The sequence below is a fragment of the Flavobacterium sp. HJSW_4 genome, assembly GCF_042436695.1.
Lineage (GTDB): Bacteria > Bacteroidota > Bacteroidia > Flavobacteriales > Flavobacteriaceae > Flavobacterium.
Genome location: NZ_JBHNPP010000033.1, coordinates 1 through 18292, shown reverse-complemented (window position 1 = coordinate 18292; position 18292 = coordinate 1). Strand labels below are relative to the sequence as shown.

17 protein-coding genes are annotated in these 18292 nt (G+C 32.9%); 4 read left to right on the top strand and 13 right to left on the bottom strand.

What is annotated here, in order from left to right:
- Window positions 1–32: 32 nt before the first annotated feature.
- From ACE01P_RS21170 to ACE01P_RS21160, 3 genes are all read right to left on the bottom strand, one after another.
- Window positions 33–338 (bottom strand): hypothetical protein, encoded by a 306-nt coding sequence (locus ACE01P_RS21170; RefSeq protein ID WP_379701035.1) that lies wholly within the window; start codon window positions 336–338, stop codon window positions 33–35.
- A gap of 233 nt (window positions 339–571) precedes the next feature.
- Window positions 572–1414: a Two component regulator three Y domain protein gene (locus ACE01P_RS21165; RefSeq protein WP_379701034.1), complete on the bottom strand. Its 843-nt coding sequence runs from the start codon at window positions 1412–1414 to the stop codon at window positions 572–574.
- Window positions 1415–1601: 187 nt separating this feature from the next.
- Window positions 1602–2150 carry an adenylate kinase gene (locus ACE01P_RS21160; protein ID WP_379701033.1) on the bottom strand — a complete coding sequence of 183 codons (549 nt, stop codon included), beginning with the start codon at window positions 2148–2150 and terminating at the stop codon, window positions 1602–1604.
- Window positions 2151–2306: 156 nt separating this feature from the next.
- Here ACE01P_RS21160 and ACE01P_RS21155 point away from each other — a divergent pair, with 156 nt between their 5' ends.
- Together ACE01P_RS21155 and ACE01P_RS21150 are read left to right on the top strand one after the other, a co-directional pair.
- On the top strand, window positions 2307–2795 hold the full coding sequence (locus ACE01P_RS21155; RefSeq protein WP_379701032.1) for a DUF1761 domain-containing protein: 489 nt from the start codon (window positions 2307–2309) through the stop codon (window positions 2793–2795).
- A gap of 119 nt (window positions 2796–2914) precedes the next feature.
- Window positions 2915–4060 carry an 8-amino-7-oxononanoate synthase gene (locus tag ACE01P_RS21150; protein WP_379701031.1) on the top strand — a complete coding sequence of 382 codons (1146 nt, stop codon included), beginning with the start codon at window positions 2915–2917 and terminating at the stop codon, window positions 4058–4060.
- A 2-nt stretch (window positions 4061–4062) separates the two neighbouring features.
- Here ACE01P_RS21150 and ACE01P_RS21145 read toward each other — a convergent pair whose 3' ends face one another.
- On the bottom strand, window positions 4063–4932 hold the full coding sequence (locus ACE01P_RS21145) for a diacylglycerol/lipid kinase family protein (protein ID WP_379701030.1): 870 nt from the start codon (window positions 4930–4932) through the stop codon (window positions 4063–4065).
- Window positions 4933–4990: 58 nt separating this feature from the next.
- Here ACE01P_RS21145 and ACE01P_RS21140 point away from each other — a divergent pair, with 58 nt between their 5' ends.
- Window positions 4991–5953, top strand: a complete 963-nt coding sequence (locus tag ACE01P_RS21140; RefSeq protein WP_379701029.1) for an App1 family protein — start codon at window positions 4991–4993, stop codon at window positions 5951–5953.
- A 160-nt stretch (window positions 5954–6113) separates the two neighbouring features.
- Here ACE01P_RS21140 and ACE01P_RS21135 read toward each other — a convergent pair whose 3' ends face one another.
- On the bottom strand, window positions 6114–8033 hold the full coding sequence (locus tag ACE01P_RS21135) for an ABC-F family ATP-binding cassette domain-containing protein (RefSeq protein WP_379701028.1): 1920 nt from the start codon (window positions 8031–8033) through the stop codon (window positions 6114–6116).
- Window positions 8034–8469: 436 nt separating this feature from the next.
- On the opposite strand from ACE01P_RS21135, the gene ACE01P_RS21130 reads away from it, so the two are divergent.
- Entirely contained in the window at window positions 8470–8853 is a 384-nt protein-coding gene (locus ACE01P_RS21130) for a DUF983 domain-containing protein (protein WP_379701027.1), read from the top strand.
- Here ACE01P_RS21130 and ACE01P_RS21125 read toward each other — a convergent pair.
- The 8 genes from ACE01P_RS21125 to ACE01P_RS21090 form a co-directional block, all read right to left on the bottom strand.
- The gene (locus tag ACE01P_RS21125) at window positions 8834–9907 is read right to left on the bottom strand and encodes an NAD(P)/FAD-dependent oxidoreductase (protein ID WP_379701026.1); all 1074 of its coding nucleotides are present in this window, start codon (window positions 9905–9907) and stop codon (window positions 8834–8836) included. The two genes, ACE01P_RS21130 and ACE01P_RS21125, sit on opposite strands and share 20 nt — an antisense overlap.
- Before the next feature lie 75 nt (window positions 9908–9982).
- A complete protein-coding gene (gene gldN / locus ACE01P_RS21120) occupies window positions 9983–10972 on the bottom strand; it encodes a gliding motility protein GldN (protein ID WP_379701058.1) in 990 nt (329 codons plus the stop codon).
- A 179-nt stretch (window positions 10973–11151) separates the two neighbouring features.
- A complete protein-coding gene (gldN, locus tag ACE01P_RS21115; protein ID WP_379701025.1) occupies window positions 11152–12141 on the bottom strand; it encodes a gliding motility protein GldN in 990 nt (329 codons plus the stop codon).
- Window positions 12142–12185: 44 nt separating this feature from the next.
- The gene (gene gldM, locus ACE01P_RS21110; protein WP_379701024.1) at window positions 12186–13724 is read right to left on the bottom strand and encodes a gliding motility protein GldM; all 1539 of its coding nucleotides are present in this window, start codon (window positions 13722–13724) and stop codon (window positions 12186–12188) included.
- A 52-nt stretch (window positions 13725–13776) separates the two neighbouring features.
- The gene (gene gldL / locus ACE01P_RS21105) at window positions 13777–14424 is read right to left on the bottom strand and encodes a gliding motility protein GldL (RefSeq protein WP_379701023.1); all 648 of its coding nucleotides are present in this window, start codon (window positions 14422–14424) and stop codon (window positions 13777–13779) included.
- A 55-nt stretch (window positions 14425–14479) separates the two neighbouring features.
- On the bottom strand, window positions 14480–15874 hold the full coding sequence (gene gldK / locus ACE01P_RS21100; RefSeq protein WP_379701022.1) for a gliding motility lipoprotein GldK: 1395 nt from the start codon (window positions 15872–15874) through the stop codon (window positions 14480–14482).
- A 262-nt stretch (window positions 15875–16136) separates the two neighbouring features.
- Entirely contained in the window at window positions 16137–17288 is a 1152-nt protein-coding gene (locus ACE01P_RS21095; RefSeq protein ID WP_379701021.1) for a formimidoylglutamase, read from the bottom strand.
- Between the two features lie 8 nt (window positions 17289–17296).
- A partial coding sequence (locus ACE01P_RS21090) for a topoisomerase C-terminal repeat-containing protein (RefSeq protein ID WP_379701020.1) occupies window positions 17297–18292 on the bottom strand: 996 nt, incomplete at its 5' end.

Below are 18292 nucleotides of genomic sequence, written 5' to 3'. Positions count from 1 at the left end.
GTCTTTTTTTGCTATCCTGTTTTGAGAAAAATTTATGCTCTGAATAAAGCATATTTATTGTGGCTGTACAAAACTTTATCATAAGGAACATAAAGCGAAACTATTTTCTCTGTTGATTCTTCAAATTTGATTCCGTTATGTTTTCTAAACAAATAAATTTCTTTTAAGCAGTTAGAAAGACTTTGGTGAATTTCACTTGTGAAAGTTGGCAATTTTTTATCTCCAACCAAAAGATCAATCTGATAGTTTGAACTGCTTTTTGACAAGTTGTTACCAATAATTCTAATTGTAAAAGTTGTTGGTTTTCCGTATTGTTCTCCCTGATATTGTAGCGTCATGATTTCTTTTTATTAAGTGATTAGTAATACCGCCAATTACTCGGTTTTTGGTTCTCTGATACTTTTATTAAAGTTATAAAAATTTTAGACAAACATAAAGAATTCCATTCTAAATTAAATGTTATTTTTTCAAGAAACCTTCACGTCTAAAAAACGAAAAACCGTAAGAAATTACGGTTTTAATAATTAACTAAATGTAAAATTCATTCATAAGCATCGATTGGTTTTGGTAACTATTGTAATTTATTTTCTTGGTTTATTTCTAATAAAAATGGATTTCCGTTTTCATCCATCATTGTCATATTTAAAGCGTCTAACACCGCTATCTTTTTTGAAACTTCGCCTGTAAATTTATTATACGAAAGATTCAATTCTTCCAAACGGGCAAGCTTTTCAATTTCCAGAGGAATTTCGCCTGTAAAATCATTATCAAACAAACTAAAATTCTCAAGCGCGTTCCAATTAATAATTTCATTTGTCAAACTTCCCGAGAACTTATTATTGTTCAGCAACAGTACTTTCAAACCTGAAATTTTATAAATCGAAACAGGCAGTTTTCCGTTAATCTCGTTATTAAAAACAGCCAAAACTTCCAACTGATTCAGCTTTCCAATTTCCAAAGGAAGCTCTCCTGAAATATTATTCATAAAAAGCTCTAAATCTTTCAATTTTCCTAATTGGCAAATTGAAGTCGGAATTGCGCCAGATAATTTATTATCAGCAATATTAAGCAATTCCAGTTCTTTTAGATTAAAAACTGAAGAAGACAAATTTCCTTCAATTTTATTCTTTTCCAGATTGAGCGATTCTAAATTTACAAGATCGTAAAGCTCTTCGGGTAATTCTCCTTGCAGATTATTGTCTGCCAAATTTAACCCAATCACTTTTCCATTTTCAGCTTTAACACCGTACCAAGTAGAAACAGACAGATTTAAATTCCACTGTTTTTTCCATTGCAAACCATTTGTTGCATGATACAATTTTATAAGCGCTTCTTTTTCTTTATCCGAAACGGTATCTGCCAAAACACTTAGCGAAAAAGCAAATACAAAAGAAATCGTAATTAAAACTTTCATAACAGATTTGGGATTTGTTACGAGTGTAAAATTATATAATTCGTTCGACATAATTCATAAAAACATCGACAAAATACCAACAAATAAACAATCTTTTCACAACTATCCTAACACTTTTCTTAAAGCCTAATTGCAGTACATCTAAATTTCAATTTTAAAAGAAACTCTTTTGATTCAAAAACTCGTGCTATTTATTTAGATTTTTAATTTTGTTTAGAATGATATCTATTCGCTGTTCTAACGTTAAATCACCTGAAATCTCTAAAACATCAAAGTTAATAGAGGCTAGCCATTTTTTATGAGCCTCAAAATTTCTACTTGCAATTCCAGTATTGTTATCATAATCCTCAGCCCATTTGATAAAATTTTCGAATTGCTGTATTCTCTCAGGATCATTATAAATTACGTTTCCATACCTTTCAAATTCTCTTTTCTTCAACCTTTCCATTCTAATTTGAGATGGAATCCATAGAAACACAACTAAATCAAAATCTGGGAAAACATTTTCTCCCCATTCAAATATAGAACCGCCTAAAATCCAATTTCCCAAACTTTCGAGATCCGATTTTATTTTTGAGTTTCTCACTTCGGGATCTCTTTTTAAGGTAAATGGTACACCTGTAGTTTCCCAAAAATAATCATCACTGTCTAAATATTCAAAATGCATTTTTTCAGCTAATGCTTTACCTGTTGTTGTAACGCCACTTCCGGACGCACCAAAAATATGAATCTTCATTTTACAACTATTTACCTTGTCAATATTACAAAAAATAACTTCAGCACCTTCAAATTTGGATCTTGACAACCAAGACTCGGTTTAATAAATATCAAAACAATTTAGTGCTCAATATTTTTATTACATTTGAACAACTAATTCTAAAAACCTCATATCATGCAAATTAACTTCGCCGCTTTATTTATTGCAGCAATTGTAACATTAGTAACTGGTTTTATCTGGTACAACCAAAAAGTATTTGGAACGATCTGGATGAAAGAAAACAATCTGACTCAAGAAGAGTTAAAAAAAGGAAATATGCTTAAAATCTTCGGATTAACGTATCTTTTTTCACTAATGATTACGATGACTCTAATGTCACTAACCATCCATCAGTCTGGAGCAATCGGAATGGTTGGTGGACCGCCGTTGATCGATAGTGCAAAACCTTCATTTGCAGCTTTTATGGCAGATTACGGAATGGCTTACAGAACTTTTAAACATGGCGCGCTTCACGGTTTTATGTCTGGATTATTTTTCGCATTTCCGCTAATTGGAATTAATGGTTTATTCGAAAGAAAATCTTGGAAATATATTTTCATTCATGCTGGATATTGGACGCTAACCTTGACTCTTATGGGCGGAATCATCTGCGGATTTGCTTAAAAATCAACATACAGAACCCGTTTGAAAAACTCATTTCAAACGGGTTTTTCTTAATAATAACTTAAAGCTGGATAGTTATTATAAATATTATCTAATTTTGAAGAAATTAGCTCACTCTTTTGAATACAACATATTCTTTCCAAATTTACAAAAGCGCATCGTTATTGCCTTTAGAATGGAACTCGCTCGCAGCAAATAATATTTTTTTGACACGAGAATATCTCGAAGTACTGGAAAACTCTTGTCCAGTAAACATGACTTGCCATTTTATCGGACTTTTTGAAGAAGAAAAACTAATCGGAATTGTTTTAACGCAGTTCTTATTTGCAGAAAAATTAGAGTCTTTTGGCGAACGCGATAAATGCTTAAAAACTTCTGTTCGTAATTTCGCCTTAAAGAATTTTGCTTCACACGTTTTATTCGTTGGAAACAATATGCTTACTGGTCAGAATGCTTTTGTTTTTGATGAAAAAATCAAAGAATCAAAAGCAATTAAAACACTTCATAAAGCAATTAATCAGCTAAAAAAGGATTTAAAAGAAAGCGGAAAGAAAGTTCATATTACCAGCATTAAAGACTTTACAGCAAAAGAAATCGAACCGCTTCAAGCTGAATTCAAAAACAATTACACGTTTTCGACGCAGCCGAATATGATTTTTGAAATCAACGAAAACTGGAAAACCGAACAAGATTATATCGATGCTTTATTAAAAAAATATCGTGATCAATACAAACGTGCTCGTAAAAAATCGGAAGGAATTATAAAACAGCAGATGTCGCTTTCTGACATTAAACAATATGAAGATGTAATTTACGATTTGTATTTTCATGTGGCTAAAAATGCCCCTTTCAATACTTTTTTTCTGGCTCGAAATCATTTCAGTTTTTTCAAAGAAATCATGGGAGAAAAATTTCTTCTCTATGGTTATTTCTTAGACGAAAAACTAATTGGTTTCAATACTTTAATCAAAAACGGAGACATAATGGACACTTATTTTCTTGGTTATGATGAAAGTGTTCAGCGCGAAAAAATGCTGTATTTAAACATGCTTTATGATATGATTGCTTATTCGATCAAAAAAGGTTTCAAAGAAATTGTTTTTGCTAGAACCGCTCTTGAAATCAAAAGTTCTGTTGGAGCAAAACCTGTAAAAATGTATGGTTTAATTACGCATAGCAATGCTTTAATAAACCATAACATTTCTAGATTTTTCAATTATCTGGAACCCAAAACGGAATGGCAAGAACGCAATCCATTTAAATAAAATCAAGGAACAGCAATTTTCATTTGTTTGTGCAGAATATCGATTTCTAACGAAGTCTGCGCTCCACAATATTCTCCATCAATTTGAAAATTAACTGGATAATCTGTTTTTATTTCTGCTCTATCAGTTGAAATAATCACAATGTCATCAGAATCGATTGGCATATTTCCCGTAATTATTTTTCCGATTAAAAGCAGATCGAGACTTTTTAAAATCACCAATTCAAACTTGCCATCATTCATAGCACCATTCGGATTTATAATTACTCCCGTTCCATATTTCTGCGAATTAGCAATTACAATCATTCTTGCTACATGTTCAACTGTTTTGTTATTTGCTGAAATTGTAGCCACAAACGGATCTTCAGATTCTTTCAGCGTTGTAAAGGCCTGCAATGCATAACCCCAAAAACCTCGAACATCACTTTGCTCGTAGTTTTTAACGAGATTTGCATTTAAACCAAGATCGCTTAAATGAATGCTTTTTTTACCGTTGATGCAAATCATATCCATTTCGATATAATGATGCAAAAAGGCTATTTTAAGATTCTCCTCTATTCCAGTAGGAAGATTTAAGTCAACCGAAAGTCCGTTTGCAGAACCAGCAGGCAAAATCCCGATTATAACATCTTGATCTTCCATTGCTTCGGCTACCATTTTTATCGTTCCGTCACCTCCAGCAACAATAATTCGTTCTGGTACATATTGATCGTATATAGATTGTATCGCTTTTAAATCATTTTTTCCCGTCGTTTCATAGACTTCTAAATCAAAATGATTGGTTGTTGCAAATTCTTCAACAGCATCAATTAAATCTGATTTATCCAAGTCTCCAGAAATAGGATTTACAACAAACAGAATATTCTTTTTCAAAATTTTATTTTTAAAACCAATTAAATTAAGTAAATTACAGTTACATAAATGTACATAAATGAAACCAATTCTACAATTATATCGAGGTTATGCAAATGAGCAAGAGTTAATTGTAATGGGACATGTTTTAAAAAGGGAACATAAATATGATTTTGAGAAAAGGAAATTAAAAAACGCCACTTCGATTCTCAAATTGTTCCGAATAAAAACCATTAAAAATTTTGATGTTTATCTTCATTATAATGGAGAAGTAATTCACACTAAAACATTAGACGACGGCTTTTTCAACTTTTGCATTCCGTTAGAAAAAGAAACACATTTTGGATGGATGACTTATGAAGTGAGTCTAAAATACAACAATGAAACCGTAACTTGCAAAGGCAGTTTTATAAGACCTCACAAAGGAAAACTCGGAATCATATCTGATATTGACGACACTTTTCTGATTTCGCACACAAATAACTTCTTTCGAAAACTTTATATTTTATTATTTAAAAATGTAAACGATCGAAAAGTTTTCAAGGATGTTGTTCCTCATTATCAAGCTTTAAGCTCAGCAGGAAGAGATAGCGAAGAAGAAGTAAATGCTTTTTTCTACATCTCTAGCAGCGAATGGAATTTATACCGATTTATTGCCAAATTCACCAAAATACACAAACTGCCAAAAGCGGTTTTCCTTCTAAAAGACATCAAAAGAGGAATTACCGATTTCTTTATGAGCGGAAGAGGAAATCACGATCATAAATATGATAAAATCAAACATGTCGTTGAATTCTACCCTACTTTAAAATACGTTTTAATGGGCGATGATTCTCAGCACGATCCAATGCTTTACGAGAGAATTTGCAAAATATTTCCAGTTACAGTAATTGCTGTTTATATTAGACAAACAGGCAAAACTCAAAAAAATGAAGTAAAAAAGATTTTAAACAATTTAGAAAGCCTGAATGTTTCGGTTTGTTATTTTAAAGAAAGTAGCAAAGCGATTGAACATTCTAGATCTATTGGAATTATTAAGTAGATTTTTTTTAGTTATATCAGTCGCAGTCTCGGTTTTCAGTCTCTTGATGGACTTTATTTTGGATAATCTAAAACTAAAAAACCTTTGTCAAAAGTTAGAACTTGACAAAGGTTTTTTTAAATATTTTACTGAGACAGAAAACTGAGACTGCGACTGCAAACTACGCATTAAAACTATCAATCTCTTCTTGAACGATTTCCCAGTCTGCTAGCAATTTATCTAAATCTTCTTTCTTTTTGTTGTAAGCAGTAAAAAACGAAGCGTCTTCGATATGCTTATCGTAGTTCGTTTCTAGCGCTTTATCGTCATGCTGAATGTCTTTTTCTAATTGCTGAATCTGACTTTCGATTTTGCTTAATCTATTTTGAAGCGCTTTTGTTTTCTTCTGATCTTCATAAGAAACTTTAGAAACCTCTTTCTCTTTTGGAGCCGCTGCTTTTACAACATCTTTTTTCTCCACTTCACGCATATTTTCCAAATTGCGTTGTTCTAAGAAGAAGTTGATATCTCCAAGATATTCTTTAATTTTCTGATCTTTAAATTCATAAACGATATTCGACATTCCTTGAAGAAAATCCCTGTCGTGAGAAACTAATAATAAAGTTCCGCCGAATTTTTGAAGTGCCGCTTTTAAAACGTTTTTAGATTTAATATCTAAGTGGTTCGTAGGCTCATCCATCAGCAATACGTTGATTGGCTGTAACAATAGTTTACAAAGCGCCAAACGGTTACGCTCTCCTCCAGAAAGTACTTTTACTTTTTTCTCTACATCGTCTCCGCGAAAAAGGAAAGAACCTAACATATCGCGAACTTTCATACGGTTTGTGTCTGTCGCCGCGTCTTCCATTGTTTGAAGCAAAGTAATTTCTCCGTCTAAATATTCCGCTTGATTTTGAGCAAAATATCCTAATTGTACATTGTGTCCCAATTTGATATTTCCTTCATATTCAAATTCGTTTACAAGAGCTTTGATGAAAGTCGATTTTCCTTGTCCGTTTTGTCCAACGAAAGCAATTTTACTTCCTCTTTCAACTAATAAACTAATATCTTTCAGAATCGTTTTGTCTCCGTAAGCTTTTGTTACGTGTTCAGCTTCAATAACTACTTTTCCTGGTTCTTTAGAAACTGGGAAAGAAATATTCATTACCGAATTATCATCTTCGTCCACTTCGATTCTTTCTACTTTATCTAATTTTTTAATCAACGATTGTGCCATCGAAGCTTTTGAAGCTTTTGCACGGAATTTCTCGATTAATTTTTCTGTTTCTTCAATCTTTTTCTGCTGATTCTTTTGAGTTGCTAATTGCTTCTCACGAATTTCATGACGCAGTTCTAAATATTGAGAATATGGTTTATTGAAATCGTATGCTTTTCCTAAAGAGATTTCGATTGTTCTGTTGGTAACATTATCTAAGAACATTTTATCGTGCGAAACGATTACCACAACTCCAGGATAATTACGAAGGAAATTCTCTAACCAAATGATACTCTCAATATCTAAGTGGTTGGTAGGCTCATCCAGAAGCAATACATCATTTGACTGCAATAACAATTTAGCCAATTCGATACGCATTCTCCATCCTCCAGAAAATGTTTCCGTTTGATTATTAAAAACTTCTCTTTTAAAACCTAAACCTAAAAGGATTTTCTCTGTATCTCCAACATAATTATAACCTCCAAGAAGATCAAAACGGTGTGTGTAATCAGACAAATCTTCTATAATCTGTCCGTATTCTTCACTTTCATAATCAGTTCTAGTAACCAATTGATGATTGATTTCTTCTAATTTTTTCTCAACAACTTTAATCTCAGTAAAAGCTTCGTATGCTTCTTCCAAAACAGTTCTCCCTTGCTCAAAATCAATATCCTGACGAAGGAATCCCATTCTGATATCTTTTTCTTGAGAAATAACTCCTGAATCTGGCTTGAAATCTCCTGCTAACATTTTTAGCATTGTAGATTTACCTGCTCCGTTTTTACCAACAAGACCTACGCGGTCGCCGGCGCCTAAACGAAAAGTAACTTCTTCAAATAAATAGGTTCCTCCAAAAGAAACGGAAAGATTGTGTATGTTAAGCATAATATATTGCTGTAAATCTAAAGGTTAAAAAAACCTTTTATTCATTAAATAAATAAACTGTAAACAAGTGAATTATCCTGTTACAATTTTGAAAGTGCAAAAGTATAACTTTTAATTGAAGTTTTTATACTGAAAAACAATAGCTTTTGGAAAATTCAAAACTAAAAGCCTCGTGTAATTTTCAATTTTCTTTCTTTAATCAAACCAAAAACAATTCTACTGAAAAATATACTACCAATATACATTTTAGAAAAAAAGGAATAGGGAGAACAAACATTATATTCAAAATTCAGTTTAAGAGACTGTAAGTTTTTATCCTGATTAAATAGCTTAAACCTTGAAAATACCTTATATTTGCCTTAAATAAATTCTCCTTTTCACACTGTAATCCTAAGTACAATCGAGGTGAATTAAAGACAATAAAAATTTACTTAAAATGTTCAAAAGAGGTTCCAAACTAAATAGCATAATAACAGGAAGTTGTCCAAAATGCCAAAAAGAAAGCATGTATGAAGACAAAAATCCGCTTCATTTAAGCAAAGTTCTCAAAATGAATGAAAATTGCAGCCACTGCGGATTCAAATACCAAATTGAACCTTCTTTTTTTTACGGCGCAATGTATGTTAGTTACGGATTAAATGTTGCCGTAGGAATTGCAGCTTTTATTGTTTCTTTTGTCTTTTTTGGAGCAACAATAGAACAAGCTTTCATTTCAATTATCGTGACATTGGTTGTTTTGTTTCCGTTTGTATTACGCCTTTCAAGAAACTTATACATTAATATGTTTGTTTCTTATGATCCTAACGCTGGTCAAAATTAAGAGATTTTAAATATCTTTTGTGGAAACGTTTTATATCGGCTTCTTTATCTATAGGAGTTTCATTTTCAATATTCTCATATAACATTTTTGCCAAAGCAGGCCCTAACATCACACCACGTGTTCCTAATCCGTTAAGAAGATGAATACTCTTGTAGGCTTCATGAGTTCCTACTAATGGTCGCCTATCGGCAACTGTTGGACGAACGCCAGCAAAGTGTTTTACGATCTCAAAATCGCAGGTAATAATCTCTTTTATACGATCCAAAAGTTCCTGTTTACCCTCTTCGGTCGGAAGATCTGTTTTGTCATGCCAATTATAGGTCGCTCCAACTTTAAACAAATTACCGCCTATTGGCAAAATAAAAACACTTGTATTAACAATAACATCTAATTTTAAATCAGGTGCTTTTATTAAAAACAACTCCCCTTTTGTTCCATCCAAAGGCAGATAATTAAAATATGGATTTTTATGCAAGCCAAAGCCTTCTGCAAAAATAATATTACGGGCTTTAATGTTTTTATATTGAATTCCTGAATCAAGAATATCCAGGAAAGAACTATGAAAAGATTCTTCCAGAAGTAAATTATTCTCTTTTAAATACTCTCTGTAGCTTTCTAATAATTGACCGGTCTTAACATAGCCAGTATGCAAAACTTCTCCATAATCATAAGGAGAATCAATACTTTGATATTTTTTTGTAATCAGTTTTGTAGACAAAAAAGGCGCTAAATTAATTTTGTCTGAAGCGGCAAACCAATTGTTCTGTTCTTCAATCGAAAAGAACTTTCTTAAAATAGGCATTTTGTAGTTGAATTTTTCTTGCAGTTTATCTTCAACCTGATCATAAAACTCGTTCATTAAAACCAAATGCTCTTTTGCATTCCAAACTTCACTGAAACGTTTTAAAATTACCGGATTATACAAGCCTCCCGCAATTCGCGAAGAATTTTGCGATTTGTCATCAACAACTAAAATAGATTTATTGTTCTTAAGGGCGATTTCTGCAAAGGAAATTCCGGCAAGCCCAGATCCGACGATTAAATAATCAAGCATTGGTAATATAGATAAAATAAAAACTCTTACTGCAAAGGTAGCAAGAGTTTTTCTTATAATTGTAGATTTAGAGATTTAGTAATTCCACATATCTTGTTCTAAATTACGAATCTTCTCTTTTACTCTTTCAGATTCTAAGAGCTGACTTTGCGCATTGTCTTTAATGTAATCTTTAATCTCACGATCACCATATACATTTTCTTCTTTATAAATTATAGAATTAAAACGTCGCGAATTTAAGATTTGATCAAATGAAATGGGCAGTGCTGAATTTTGATCATTAAAAGCTTTTCCTTCATGCAACACCTCTCGGGCATTAGGGAAGAAAACCCAAAACAGTTCAATATAATCTTTTTCGTCACTGTTCATCGTATAAACATCAGGAGTTACAGGACAAATTCCAAGCAAACGATATTTTAAATCGCTTTGTCTTTTATCAAAATACCAAAATCCTTTAATCTTGTACATACTAACATCTGCGGCGGTCAAATCTTGTTTCAAAATATATTCAGCAGGAACCGTTCTCGTTGGTCCAACTGTTTGGTCAACATAAGTGACTTTTTTATTTTTTCCTTTCCCAGTAATGACTTTCTTTTTAACAACACGCGTTCTATAATCATCTGGGTATTGATTAATAAGTTCTCGGCCAGCATCTGTAGTATCGACACGCGATAATGCTCCTTGTATGTCTTTTAAAGATTTTTTAGTATTAAAATAACTGTCTGTATACACTTCAGTTATCTTTCCATCCCTGATCCCTTTTGTCAAGATATCATAAAGCGAACGCCTATCTGGTCCAATATTAGCAGTATCCACAGGAAAATACAACGGAAAATTAATTTTTTCATTTAAATCGATAATCTCCCAAACCATTTTTCCCATCAAAACATCTCGATCATCTACATAACCATAAGCTAGCGGTTTATCATTGTCAGATATCATTTGAGCTGGTGTCTTAATCCCGATCTGATCAGCAGTTTTGGCATTAAGTAAATTAGACTGAGCATTAGAAGATACGCTTCCAAGAACAGCAACAATAGCAATTAATAAATTTCTTACTTCCATCATTATAATTTTTACAAGACATTAAACGAAATTTTATCATAAATATTGTTATTTTTCTTACATAAATAAAAATAATGCTTTTAGTGCAATTCAATTAGCTATTATAAATTTATAGACATAAAAAAAACTCTTACTACAAAGGTAATAAGAGTTTTTTAATTATTATGCTATGTATCAACTTAGTAGTTCCACATATCTTGTTCGAAGTTGCGAATTTTTTCTTTCACTCTTTCAGATTCTAACAACTGATTTTGTGCGTTGTCTTTCATGTAATCGCTAATTGCTCTGTCTCCATAAAGGTTTTCTTCTTTGTAAACAACAGCATTAAAACGTCTAGAATTTAAAATCTGATCAAATGAGATTGGAAGAGCTGAGTTGTTGTCATTGAAAGCTTTTGCTTCATGCAATGCTTCTCTGGCATTAGGGAAAAATACCCAAAACAATTCAATATAATCCTTTTCATCACTATTCATTGTATAAACGTCTGGAGTTACTGGACAAATTCCAAGTAAACGATATTTCAATTCACTTTGACGTTTATCAAAATACCAGTATCCTTTAATTTTATACTGAGTAACATCTGCAGCAGTTAAATCTTGTTTTAAGATATATTCAGCAGGAACTGTTCTAGTTGGCCCAACTGTCTCTTCAACATAAGAAACTGACTTATTTTTACCTTTACCAGAAACAACTTTTTTCTTTACAACACGTGATTTGTAGTCATCTGGATATTGGTTAATTAACTCTCTACCTGCATCTGTTGTATCAATACGAGATAATGATCCTTCGATGTCTTTCATAGATTTTTTAGTGTTGAAATAACTGTCAGTATACACTTCAGTAACTTTTCCACTTTTAATAGCCTTAGTTAAAACATCATAAAGAGAACGTCTGTTTGGACCAATATTAGCTGTATCTACCGGAAAGTACATTGGAAAGTTAATTTTCTCATTTAAATCAATGATTTCCCATGTTGTTTTTCCCATCAAGACATCTCTATCATCCACATAACCATAAGCCAATGGCTTATCATTATCAGATATCAATTGAGCTGGAGTTTTAAGTCCAATCTGAGCAGGAGTTTTAGCGTTTAGCAAATTAGATTGCGCATTAGAAGCAAAACCTCCAGCGATAGAAACAATAGCTATTAATAAATTTCTTACTTTCATCGTGGTATCGTTATAAGATATTGAATGTAGCTTACACTACTTTATTATTGTATTTCGTAAATTACAGGAGCAGTTCTTGGTAATAAATAACTACCAGCTCCAACAAGTTTAGTTTTAATTTCAGAAATAGTAACTTGGTCTCCTTTACCTGCTCTTGAAAGTACTTGTTTACATTGTGCATTCATTTTGTTTCCTGTAACAACAACTGTAGGTTGTCCAGCAATTTTCATATTGAATCCAACAACATCTAAACCAACTTCAAAATCAAAATCAAGAAGTTTAGCACCAATAGTAGCAATCTCTAAGTTAGATTTAGGACCTTTAACAACTCCCATCTCACCTCTAATTGTACCTGTTGGCCCAGGAATACCTTTAATTCTGAATGTTTTCTTATCAGTTACTTTATCACCGTTTGGTAAAGTACCAGTTACAGAAATTGTAGTTTCAGTACCTTGACCTGGGCTCATGTTATATTTTCCTGGTTTTCCAGCAGAAGCTAAACCTGGAGCACTAGCAACAATTTTGTTAGCATCAACACCTGCAAAAGATACAGAGATTGGGTTAACAACTCCTCTATATACAACGTTCATTTTGTCTGCAGAGATTGTAGCTGCGTTTGGTCTTGGAACTACAACATATTTTCCAGAGAATTTTAATGGAATATTTTTTCCATCCTCTAAGAAAGTAAATTGTCCATTGATGTCTTGTTCTCCAACTCCACCTGCAGTTAAAGAGATAACAGCTTGTCCGTTAACAATTTGTCCAGGACCCTGGAATGAAGTAGGTGTAGTGTTTTCATCGTAACGACCTAAAACAACTTTACCTGTAACTTTTTCACCTTGGAAATAAGCATTTTTGTCTAATACAACAATCGCTTGGTAGTTGCTATAAGAAGCAGCAGCAACCGCAGCTTTTCCTAAAGCACTGTTGTAAACGTCAGTTTCTGCTTTTTTAACATCATTTTGCCAAGCTGAAAGCTTTGCAGCTGATGCAATTGCAGGAAATCCTTTAAAGTGGTAAGCTAAGTATTTTTCTTTTATACCTTCTTTATTTTTTACGTCAGAAACATCAAATTTCTTATTAATCTCTGCGATAATTGGAGCATATTTTTTATCACTTAAAGCAGCTTTCATGTCCGCTTTATATTTTTCGATTTTAGCGATAATTTCGTTACCTTTTTTAGTGTAACCGTCTCCTGTGAACCAGTCGTCGATATTATCACCTCTATCCATTGCCTCGTAAGGTAATTTTCCAGTTTCTTTTTCTACCTCAAAACCTTTGATAGACTGAGCTTTTAAGCTTCCGATATAATCATAAAATTCTTTAGAGATAGTTTCAACTTTGTGAGCAGTAACCGCAGCAATTGCGAACTCACCTTTTGCTTCACTAGCCTTCTGATCTAATGATTGAAGTAAAGAAGTATTTGTTGTAACCGATGAAGTATTTGCAGCTTCGAATTTTTCATTCATCAAACCAAAAGCAGAAATAACTTCTTTTGATACGTTCATTGCTAACATTGCGATGAAAACCAGATACATCAGGTTGATCATCTTCTGTCTAGGGGTTAATTTTCCTCCTGCCATTTTTTTCTAATTAGTTCTTTATTAATAAATTTAATATTTAGTTAAAAACTAATTATCCTTTGTTACTCATTGCAGAAAGCATACCACCATAAACGCTGTTTAAAGAAGCGATATTTGCAGTCATAGATGCCATTTGTTCTTTCAATTTAGAAGCGTTTTCAGCAATTTCTTTGTTAGCTTCAGCATTTCTAGAAGCACTTTCTAACTGTACTTTATATAAACTGTTTAATGATTCCATTTGTGCAGCAGCTAAAGACAACTCTTCACCATATTTTTTAGTAGAAGCGATAGAATCAACTGTTGGAGCAATTCCTTTAGCAGCAGATTCGAAGTTTTTGATGCTGTTTCCTAAACTTGACATTAATTCACCGTCAATTTTAGCTTCTTTTAATAATGAATCTAATTTTTGAGATAATAATCCTTGAGCTTCAGTTGGGTTTTCAGCTTTAGCTTTTTTCTCTCTAGCTTGTCCATTAGCTAATTCTGGGTAAACTAGAGTCCAATCTAGTTCGTCTTCAACTGGTTCGAAAGCAGAAAGCGCGAAAATTAACGCCTCAGTAAGTAATCCTACTGAAAGCATAACTGTACCTGTTAAAGGTCCAATCTCGAAGTGAGTAATTTTGAATAACGCTCCAACGATTACCACTGCCGCTCCCATACCATAAGCGAAATTCATTGCTTTTTTACTTAATAATGCCATAATACTTTTTTTTTAGGTTTAAAATAGATTTGTTGGATATTGATAAAATTATAAATTACTTTTTTCTGTTTCCGGTAACTTGCGTTCCCATGTAATCTTGTACAGTTCTGAATCCGATGTAACTTCTAGCAGAATCTGCGTATTCGTGGTCACGTGTACTTACCTGTAGGAAATAAGCAACGTCTTTCCAAGAACCTCCGCGAACTACTTTTCTTTGGTTTTTACCGTCAATTACGTTTGGATTCATTGTTGATACGTATTCGTAAGCATTTGGATTATAAGCTGAATCTGTCCACTCAGAAACGTTTCCTGCCATGTTGTATAATCCGTAACCGTTTACGTCGTAAGATTTAGCTTCAACTGTATATAAAGCTTCGTCAGCAGCATAATCTCCTCTACTTGGCTTAAAGTTTGCTAAGAAACAACCTCTATCACTCTTAGTGTAAGGACCTCCCCATGGGTAAGTAGCAGACTCCAGACCTCCTCTAGCAGCGTACTCCCACTCTGCCTCAGTTGGTAATCTGAAAGAGTTAACTAAGTCACGTCCTTTTTTCTTAGATTTGATATAACTGTTTTTATTTAAAGTTCTCCAAGCACAGAATGCTTTAGCTTGTTTCCAAGTAACACCAACTACAGGATAATCTCCATAAGCTTTGTGCCAGAAGTAATCATTATGCATTGGCTCATTATATGAGTAAGCAAAATCCTTAATCCAAACTGCAGTATCAGGGTAAACATTTACTTGTTCAGTTTTTACGAAGTCACTTCTTTTTCCAACTTTTGCTTTTGCAGCAGCTTGAATATCCATCCAAGAATAACGGAATTTCAATTTATTTACATCAATTGTTCTTAAACCATTGTATGATTCTTCAATTGGCAAATACATAGAATCCATTACCTCAGTGTAATACTCATCTGGATATGCTTTTGTATCTTTAATTAACTTAACTTTTCTGTTTAATTTTCTTCCAGCATACGGATCATCTTTTGTACCAACACTATAATAGTTGTCATACATATATTTATCGTAAGCTGTCATTTTTTCTGGATCAGAATCATTAAAAGCGTAGTCAGCAATGCTTCCTGTCTTTTTACCTTTTCCATCAGCAGCTTTCTGCCCTGTTTCGTCAGCTAAGATTGCTAAACGAACTCTCATTGTAGAATCTTTTACCCATTCCACAAATTGACGATACTCACTATTTGTAATTTCAGTTTCATCCATGTAGAATGAACGAACAGTTACAGTTTTAGTTGGAGCATCTTCTACGTTAGCTAAATCAGCATCTGATTTACCCATAATAAAAGATCCACCCGGAACTAATGTCATTCCATAAGGCTTCTCGGGATGCCATTTCCCTCCTGTAACACCAACTAATTCACCTTTGTCACCTGACTTACCACAGCCGATTACTAGTGTTAACATTGCTGCAAATGCAATAAACTTCTTCATATAAATTTGGGATTATCTATTCATTATTAAAAGTCCGTAAACGTATTTATTATTTATCTAAAAAACAATACTACTTGCGAATTTATTTTACCGTTCAAAAATAATGTTAAATAAAATAAAAAAAAAATATTTCATCGATAAACTGTGACAAAAAACCGATGTAAAACGTTAATTTTTATATATTGTATATTTTTTCTTACTAATTAATTTTAACATTTTTAAACTGATTTTAAAAATTTAAGATTTCGCTTAAATTTTCGATCTATAAAGCATTTTTTCGTTGCGCTTTCCACCATCTTTCTGGCAATTCTTGATTGCAAGCCGACAAATATTCGTCGTAAGAACATGGTAATAACGTATTTCTTTTCAATTTATTGTTACCGTTTGATTCAAATGGAATTTCTATCCACCAACGATCAGTTTTGTCACTTTTATAGAAGATCAATTCTTCATCATCAAGCGGAACTATATACTTTAAATAGTTTGCTCGACTTCCAAAAGGATATTCTTTAGAGCGATAATGATATCCTTCAATAAAGTACCATGTAATCTGAGCAATAATAGCCGATTCTGCCGTTGTACTATTATGATTAAATATCCCAAAAGAAGAAACTTTATCACTGATGCCGGCATATCTAGCCAAAGCACAAATCTCTTTTCCGTTAAATCCATTTGGCTCAAAAGTAACCATGTTTGCTGAAGCAGAAGATTTTACAGAATTCAAATCTATACTTACCAAGTCCGCATCTCTAAAAACTGGCTCCGCCAAAGTAATTTTATTCGAAATCTCACCCAAACGATAAGCATCAAAAAACAACTTTTCGATCAAGTCGATTTCTTCTTGTGAATTATAATAGGTTTGATATCCTATATTACAGTAATTGAAAAGGTTATTTGGCTCATCAATAATAATTTTAGTCAGGTAAGAATTAGCCGAAACCGACTCATTTTCTTTACCAAAATCAAATTTATTATCAACAGCAACTAGATTTACCATCTGCTCCAAGTCATCGTAAGCACGATATAAAGCATAGGTCAAATCTTGAGAACCTCCCAGGACTATAGGAATGACTTTATTCTTAATTAAGGCAGAAGTTACTTTCTTTAATGCATAATAAGTATCCTCTACAGAATCACCTGCAAGTATATCTCCTAAATCAGCAATTGAAGCGTCCCAGTTGCCAGGAAACATACCATATAGTTTTTTACGTACAGCAGAAAGATTAACTTCGTTAATCATATTAATATTTGTACGGTCTTCTAAAACACCAATTATAGCAATATTAATCTGTGCAATATCAGGAAACTGATCTTGGGTATGGAAGACAACTTTGCTTCCAAGCTCTTGTGAAGACAGTGCTCCGACGAATTTTACAATTCCGTCATTAACTGGTTCTAGAAAATCAAATTCCATTTATATACTTATTTCTTTTTAGTAGCTGTTTTTTTAGCTGGTGCTTTTTTAGCCGTTGTTGTTTTAGCTGCGGTTTTCTTTGCAGGCGCTTTTTTCGCTGGTGTTTTAGCGGCAATCATTTCTTGAACCTGAGCCAATGTTAATTTTGTTGCATCAACATCTTTACTTAATTCAATTTTGATTTTCCCTTTTAGAATCACAGAACGTCCCCAACGGGCTTTTTCTACTACAATTCCTTCTTCTTCCCAGTTATGAAGAACTTTGTCAATGTTTTTTTGTAATTTATCTTCAATTAATTCCTCAACATCAGCCTGAGACAAATTATCAAAATTGTATTTTTTACTCACATTCACGAAAAGTCCGTTCCATTTAATAAATGGTCCAAAACGTCCCACTCCTTTTTGAACTCCTTCTCCTTTGTAAACTGCAATTGGCGCATCAGCTAGTGCTTTTTCGTCAATTAACTCCTGAGCTCTTTCTTTAGAAACATTAAGCGGATCTTCTCCTCTTGGCAATGAAATAAAAACGCTTCCGTGACGAACATAAGGACCGTAACGACCATTATTCACTTCAACTTCTTCCCCTTTATATTCACCTAAACTCTTCGGAAGCAAGAACAAGTTCAAAGCTTCTTCAAGTGTAATGTTTCCTATATTTTGGTCTGCCATTAAACTAGCAAACTTTTTATCTTCATCATCTGCTTCTCCAATTTGCGCCATTGGCCCAAATTTTCCTAAACGAACAGAAACTTGTCTTCCGTCTGCATCTTTTCCTAGAATTCTCTCACCACTTTCACGTTCAGCATTTGCTTCAACTTCTTTTACATTTGGGTGAAATTGATTGTAGAACTCCTGCATCATTTTAGCCCAGTCAATATTTCCTTCAGCAATTTCGTCAAAGTCTTGCTCTACTTTTGCTGTGAAATTATAATCTAAAATGTTTCCGAAATTCTTTACTAAGAAATCTGTAACAATAGTTCCAATATCTGTTGGAACTAATTTTCC

Coding starts and splice junctions, on each gene's coding strand:
- ACE01P_RS21165 (WP_379701034.1), bottom strand. CDS start 1,414: ATGAAAGTTTTAATTACGATTTCTTTTGTATTTGCTTTTTCGCTAAGT.
- gldN (WP_379701058.1), bottom strand. CDS start 10,972: ATGGAAGTAAGAAATTTATTAATTGCTATTGTTGCTGTTCTTGGAAGC.
- ACE01P_RS21140 (WP_379701029.1), top strand. CDS start 4,991: ATGAAACCAATTCTACAATTATATCGAGGTTATGCAAATGAGCAAGAG.
- ACE01P_RS21160 (WP_379701033.1), bottom strand. CDS start 2,150: ATGAAGATTCATATTTTTGGTGCGTCCGGAAGTGGCGTTACAACAACA.
- ACE01P_RS21095 (WP_379701021.1), bottom strand. CDS start 17,288: ATGGAATTTGATTTTCTAGAACCAGTTAATGACGGAATTGTAAAATTC.
- gldM (WP_379701024.1), bottom strand. CDS start 13,724: ATGGCAGGAGGAAAATTAACCCCTAGACAGAAGATGATCAACCTGATG.
- gldL (WP_379701023.1), bottom strand. CDS start 14,424: ATGGCATTATTAAGTAAAAAAGCAATGAATTTCGCTTATGGTATGGGA.
- gldK (WP_379701022.1), bottom strand. CDS start 15,874: ATGAAGAAGTTTATTGCATTTGCAGCAATGTTAACACTAGTAATCGGC.
- ACE01P_RS21135 (WP_379701028.1), bottom strand. CDS start 8,033: ATGCTTAACATACACAATCTTTCCGTTTCTTTTGGAGGAACCTATTTA.
- ACE01P_RS21130 (WP_379701027.1), top strand. CDS start 8,470: ATGTTCAAAAGAGGTTCCAAACTAAATAGCATAATAACAGGAAGTTGT.
- ACE01P_RS21125 (WP_379701026.1), bottom strand. CDS start 9,907: ATGCTTGATTATTTAATCGTCGGATCTGGGCTTGCCGGAATTTCCTTT.
- gldN (WP_379701025.1), bottom strand. CDS start 12,141: ATGAAAGTAAGAAATTTATTAATAGCTATTGTTTCTATCGCTGGAGGT.
- ACE01P_RS21170 (WP_379701035.1), bottom strand. CDS start 338: ATGACGCTACAATATCAGGGAGAACAATACGGAAAACCAACAACTTTT.
- ACE01P_RS21155 (WP_379701032.1), top strand. CDS start 2,307: ATGCAAATTAACTTCGCCGCTTTATTTATTGCAGCAATTGTAACATTA.